Source organism: Desulfosporosinus sp. BICA1-9, from assembly GCF_000802135.1.
Genome location: NZ_JUEE01000212.1, coordinates 1 through 6,208 on the forward strand (window position 1 = coordinate 1; position 6,208 = coordinate 6,208).

Sequence of the window (6,208 nt, forward strand, 5' to 3'; positions counted from 1 at the left end):
CTGGCCTATTGAGCAGTGTTTCAATGAAGCCAAAGACGAACTAGGCATGGATCATTATGAATTCCGTTCTTGGACTGCCTGGCATCGCCATATGCTTTTGGTATCGATCGCGAGTTCATTTCTACTTGAAATAAGACTGCAAGTGATTGATAAAAAAAAAGCCCGCTCTTAACTCATCCCATGGCTCTATTGCTGGTTGTTGCAGCCCTGTCAGGCGACGAAAAAATAATACAAAAGGCCTTAAGAATTGTAGACTATCATCTTCGTCGTAATTTCTGTGCGTATAAGTCCCATAGCTTAAAGAAATCAAATAAGAGCCTTATCGGTTAAAGATAATTCACGCTGTAGTGCTAGATAATGTCAATAGTAACGCTTCCTGTAAGGCGTAGATAAAATTTGAAGAATGAGTAAAGGGTACTCCCTCAGACTTACTATATAATTCTAAATCCATATAGCGGGGCAGACTCTGACCACTTAAAGCATGATTATAGAAAACAAAGCTTAACCCTGGATATGAACATATGGCTTTTCCACTTACGCCCGACGCTAGAAAAACTCCTTCTAGATCAACAGACAAAGCTCCGATTGAGCTAACACAATCTAAGCAGAGTAGAATATTTCGCTTACAACAAATATTTTTCAATTTAGACAAATCATTAAGAACCCCAGTAGAAGTCTCTATGTGAACTGTCCATAGCCACTTTATGGAGGGTTCTTGATCAAGAATTAACTCTAGATCATCATAGTCCAAGGCATCCCCCCAAGGATTCTTGTACTCTCTAAAATCAAGCCTGGCCCTCCGGGCATGGTCAATTAAACGTTCACCAAATTCTCCATTGCTTAAAACTATGCCCTTCCCTTTATCAACTGAAAGGTGAGCTGCAACGACATCATTGGCGAGGGTACCTGAGCCCAATAAGATCTGAACGCTATTCGAGTTAACCAACTGAGAGAGCATACCTTGAATTTGAGAAATATCTTTCAGGAATTTATCGGATCGGTGAGAAACTGGAGTTCTAATAAAAGCCTCTTGAACAGATTCACTAATCCTTACTGGTCCGGGGAGGAAGTTAACAATGTTTACTACAGGCTTTTTTCTTGACTGTTCTGCAAAGCTATTTAGATTCTGGACTATAGTCTCTCTTGAAAGGTACATGGGTTGAAACAAAGCTTCAGGGTTACCGACAAGGGGGCCGAAGGGTATGAAGCCAAGGTGCTTATATAACTTCAGCTGTCTTACTGTTCCAGATATTACTGCTAGATCATATCCTTGTTGATTACAATGTTCCAGGAGCATGTTCATTAACCCTACGAGGATTCGGCCACCCCTAACCTCTTTTTCTACTGAAAGGAGACGAATCTCGCATAATGCCTTGTGAGAAGGCAAGTATGTATCTAAATCGACTAGTTTTGAGTCTAGCGAAAACGGTCGTTTACTCCGACAAGCTAACATTCCTAATAGTTTTCCATCACGCACACAAATACAATAAGAATTATCTGTGTGGAACTTATCTACAAGTTTCTTTTCCTTGTTAATGCAATGTTGGGGAATCTCTTGCACAAATGTTTTGTAGTTTAGAGCGTGAATTTGATCAAACTCCCAATCCTCAGTAGCGATTTTAAAGGTTAAAGCAAGACTCATGCTAACTCCTCCATTTTGAAACCTCTTTCAATATCAAAGTAATATTTCCCTTATGAGCAATAAGTAATATGAATGTTAAGATCACCATTCCAATCACCTGATTTGTTGAACGCGACATTAAAATCGCAATAATTGGTGCTGCCAAAATAACTAAAAGTCCGCTTAACGTGAACTTCCTAGTAATTGCCAAGAGCCCCATTGTGATAGCAAATAATAATAGAGCAAGCTGGGGATCAAGAACGACTACTCCTCCAAAGGCCGTAGCAACTCCCTTGCCCCCTCTAAATCCAAGTTGAAGCGGCCATACATGTCCTGCTACAACTGCAATTAAACCTAGAATCGCAGTTATATCTGAGAGTCCTAGGAAATCACAATAATAGGAATAAGACACCCTTTAAAAACATCGCCGAGAAACGTTAACAAAAAACCTTTATAACCAAGTATCCTGCCAACATTGGTAGCCCCGGTGGCACCAGAACCATAATTCCGAACATCTTGACGACGTATCAATCTGACAAGGTAATAGCCGGTTGAGATTCCACCAAGAAGGTAACCTATGACAACTATTAAAACATCGATCATCAATTACCCGCCCTTACTCACTGTTCAGGAAGTCTTTTATTGAATGGTATTAAGAAACTGCTTGATCACTTCCGCTCCCCCAATTAGTGTACCTGCTGTACTCCCTAAATTAGTCAGTACTACTACCAAGAGAATATGAGTTACTTTATTACGCCAAAAACCCTTAAAAGAGTACATGTCTTCAGAAACATTTTCAAAATCTTGAACATTTGGTTTCCGAATTAAAGCCTCTGTGAGACCTACAAACCATCCTGCTGCCAAAAGTGGACTCAAAGAACTAATAGGTGCGACTAAAAATGCTACCAAAATAGATAGCGGGTGAGCGAAAGCAATCAAAGCTCCTATAGCAGCTAAAGAACCGTTCCAGAGAATCCAACTTACAATCTGATCAATCCCCGTAGCCTTATCAAGCGAAAGAGTTGATACAATAATGCCCAAAATAATGACAGGGATAGACCAGCCAATTATTTTGGTTGTATTTGAAGTCGGGCGAATCTTGGACAGTTCGTCCAAATCGTTGTGATTAGCTAGTTCTTTTTTTATCCCCGGAATATGGGCTGCTCCTAAGACTGCTACCACCTTATCCCCTGAGGTTTCTTTAATTTTCTGAGCTAGGTACTTGTCTCTTTCATCAACAATAAATGTCTTTAATTGAGGGAAAGACTGTGATAATTCGTTTAAGACTGAAGTTAACATATCCTCGCTCTTCATCTTTTCCAGATCTTCTTCACTGATCTCCTCATCAATAACTACGCTTAGGATAAGCTGATAAAACAATTTCGCTTTTCCCCAAAAACCTAACCCGCGCCACAATCTGCGCATGGTAGTCTGTATATCACGATCAGCTAAACAGAGTGTCGCCCCATGCTCATTCGCTGATTCAATCCCTTGGATCATCTCTTGTCCAGGTTTGATCCCAAACTGCCGAGCTAATTTTTTCTGGTAAGAAGACATGATTAAGTTAATTAATAACATCATAGATTTACCGTCTTTAATAATTTTGACGATATCTGTGTTTTTCCATCTTTCGGCATCCATGATCGCTTTATAACGAGACTCACATAACTCTACACAAACTGTATCTGGTTTTTCGTCATCAATTAATTGTTTAACCTCATCTGAGCTTCTTTTAGATACATGCGCAGTCCCAATCAAGATTATCTGTCTGCCGTCCATTTCTATTCGATGTACATTCTCGTTGGACAAAAAATCACTTCCCACTATACTAATTTTAGAACAACCATAATAATATCACACTTACTAGAATAGAAGCTAGGCAAAGCCATATAAGCCGAATAAGAACTCAACTGCGAAGGGGCGCGATGGGGTCAGGCCTGAAATATTCCCTTTTGTTGGATCTTCATCAAGATTTCATTAACCATCTGAGTTCCTTTACTTTCTCCACTTCTAATTTTCGAAACCATGGATGGCGGTATATTGAGCTTCTCTGCAAGTTCAACATTGGCGAAACTACCATAGTCTTCACTAATTTTCACAATTGCTTTTCTGACATCAGAATATTTCTGTATTTTGGTTCTTCTAGTAACCTCTTCCCTCGTAACACCAGCTTCTTTACATACAACATCGATAATCGTATCAATATCAATCCGTATAGCACTTCTTGTTGTTATCTTTATTTTGTTATCTCCTTCGGTATCGGGTTCATATATATACAATTCATTTTTCTCTGGCTTTATATTCATAAACGCTCTATATTGTTTGTGTGCAGCTGCACGATTCTCTGAAAGTATACCCAGAACAAAGTTTACGTCTACTAATGAATCATTTTGACCGATTAAATAACTTCCATGACTACTCCACAGATATTCTAACCCTTTACTTACTCCAGCTTCTATCGGATTATAATGAATATACTTAATAACTTGCAACAAATATCTATCTTTATCACAAAGCAGTGCCTTGTATCTTTGTTGAAAGACATGACCTGTCCTGTTGTACCTTTGGTTGTACTGCTGTGTAAAGCTCTGTTGGATCCCCTGTATAATTTTTGATAGTGGAGTTTCTCCGGTCTCTACTAATAAATGAACGTGATTGTCCATGATACAATAAGCATACAACTTGAAATCATATCTTTCTTTGTATTTTTTGATTAGTCCCATGTATATAGGCTTTTCTACTTCTGTCATAAAGTATTCACCATTATTGCCACGGCACATGACATGATACAAGGCACCAGGGTATTCCAACCGCGGTTTTCTCGCCAAAGTACTCCCCCCTTATTTAATTATCCTGTGTTAAAAATGATAAAAGAGAATATCTCAAGCCTGACCCCACTTACCGCTCTCAGCTCTGTTGTTTCATGGAATCATAATTTAGTTTTACTGGGTTTGTTTTCCTGTCACTCAGATTAATCACGATTATGGCTACAATAACAAGGATAGCTCCAAAAATTTGATTGATAAACAAATGCTCTCCTAAAATGATTATGCTTAATATAACGCCTTCTATCGGTTCAAATGTGCTGATGATAGATGCTTTGGCCGCACCAATCATTTTGACGCCTGCCGCTAGCGCGATAATTGCAATAACAGTGGCAACCAATGCAATAAATACGATTCCCAGCCAAGCATTTGTAGTGATCTTAAAGCTATTTAAGTTTATTTCACCTTTAATTAAACCGTATGTAATAAATGTGAATGTGCTGAAGGTATTTGTATATGCTGCAATGACGATTGAATTTACCTTTTTAATTTTCTTAAGCCCAAGCGCCAGAACATATGCACTATTGCAAACTGCAGCTAAAACGGATAATAATATACCAATCATTTTTATATTTGAGTTTAAATCCGTAAGTACTAATAAAATACCTCCGAAAGCCACAAATAAAGCAACCATTTGTTTTACTGACATTTTTTCTTTAAGGTAAATATATGAGAAGATATTGATCATGAACGGGTATGTATAAAAAATCATCACATGCAGTGATACCGGTAAATAACTGATGGCACTGAAATAAAAACTGGTTGTGAGGAAATAAAACAGTCCACCAATTAGAAACATGATTAACAATTGCTCTTTTTCAAGTCTATAGTTAATTTCCTTTCTTTTTAGAAAGATATATCCCCATATAAAAATAGATGCAATGAAAAACCTAACGGCTAACATAAAAATAGGTGAGATATCATAGGAGTAAAGAATTTTTGCAACAGGCGCCACTGCCCCAAAGCCAGCCGCTGCAATTAAGGTGAATAGCGTGCCTTTAATTAGTTTTGTATCTTTCAATTTAAGTATCTCCTCTTCTACGACATGAAATATGAAAGTAATAACGCCTGTTTCAGTTATTTTTTCATATTCAATATTAACACAGTTTTACTGATTGAATAAGGTAATATTTTTTTATAATTAATCACTAAAAAGGATAAAAAAAACCTCCCCATACGAAGCGGGAGGTTTTTCAAAATCAGCATTTGGGCAATGTTTAGTTTATCTCCTTTTATATAAAAATCTGCTTCCTCAAATCCGAGTTCAGAAGTCTTTCCATTTTTCCCACGATTCAAAGTGCTTCTACCGCATCTCATTAAACCTTGGTTCCCGGAAAAAATTATACCTACACAAGTTTTTCAGTTAAAGTAGTGCTTTAGTTCATAAATATTGCATTTTTAAGCTTGTTTATTGCAATTCTTTGAAAGAATTCATTGTTTATCTCCTCACATGTAGGTATAATTATTTATACCTACATGTGAGGAGGAAGGTGCCTATGAGTTCTATTATAAGACAAAAGGTCGGTGACAAGATTTACCTTTACGAGTCGGTTTCTTTTCGGAATGCCGATGGCAAACCAAGAAATAAACGCATCCCTATTGGTAAGATCGATCCCGTAACCGGAAATCCGATTTATAAGCCTGAGTATCTAGCCGATATGGCTAAAAAAGGAACTCCTATTGAGATACCTACAACGACCATGATGTTTTCCATTGATGATATCCAGCATTCATCCATAAAAGATTATGGAGCCTTTTATCT

At 37.7% G+C, this 6,208-nt stretch carries 7 protein-coding genes and 1 pseudogene; 2 read left to right on the top strand and 6 right to left on the bottom strand.

Going from position 1 to position 6,208, the window contains the following annotated elements; translation table 11 throughout:
• Positions 1-139 (top strand): annotated as a pseudogene (locus JL57_RS35610) (IS701 family transposase); the annotation flags it as partial.
• A gap of 198 nt (positions 140-337) precedes the next feature.
• On the opposite strand, the gene JL57_RS26290 reads toward JL57_RS35610, so the two are convergent.
• The 6 genes from JL57_RS26290 to JL57_RS26310 all read right to left on the bottom strand — a co-directional run bounded on the left by JL57_RS26290 (position 338) and on the right by JL57_RS26310 (position 5,467).
• On the bottom strand, positions 338-1,642 hold the full coding sequence (locus tag JL57_RS26290; protein ID WP_291300596.1) for an aminotransferase class V-fold PLP-dependent enzyme: 1,305 nt from the start codon (positions 1,640-1,642) through the stop codon (positions 338-340).
• Position 1,643: 1 nt separating this feature from the next.
• Positions 1,644-2,033 carry a glycerol-3-phosphate acyltransferase gene (locus JL57_RS26295; RefSeq protein ID WP_291300597.1) on the bottom strand — a complete coding sequence of 130 codons (390 nt, stop codon included), beginning with the start codon at positions 2,031-2,033 and terminating at the stop codon, positions 1,644-1,646.
• On the bottom strand, positions 2,003-2,224 hold the full coding sequence (locus tag JL57_RS35615; protein WP_291300598.1) for a glycerol-3-phosphate acyltransferase: 222 nt from the start codon (positions 2,222-2,224) through the stop codon (positions 2,003-2,005). The genes JL57_RS26295 and JL57_RS35615 overlap by 31 nt, the downstream gene beginning before the upstream one ends.
• A 36-nt stretch (positions 2,225-2,260) precedes the next feature.
• Positions 2,261-3,430 (bottom strand): TraB/GumN family protein, encoded by a 1,170-nt coding sequence (locus JL57_RS26300; protein ID WP_291300599.1) that lies wholly within the window; start codon positions 3,428-3,430, stop codon positions 2,261-2,263.
• 122 nt (positions 3,431-3,552) lie between these two features.
• The gene (locus JL57_RS35620; RefSeq protein WP_291300600.1) at positions 3,553-4,449 is read right to left on the bottom strand and encodes a transposase; all 897 of its coding nucleotides are present in this window, start codon (positions 4,447-4,449) and stop codon (positions 3,553-3,555) included.
• Positions 4,450-4,528: 79 nt separating this feature from the next.
• Entirely contained in the window at positions 4,529-5,467 is a 939-nt protein-coding gene (locus tag JL57_RS26310; protein WP_034144862.1) for a DMT family transporter, read from the bottom strand.
• Positions 5,468-5,942: 475 nt separating this feature from the next.
• Here JL57_RS26310 and JL57_RS26320 point away from each other — a divergent pair.
• The coding region (locus JL57_RS26320; protein WP_034144864.1) for a hypothetical protein at positions 5,943-6,208 on the top strand (266 nt) is incomplete at its 3' end.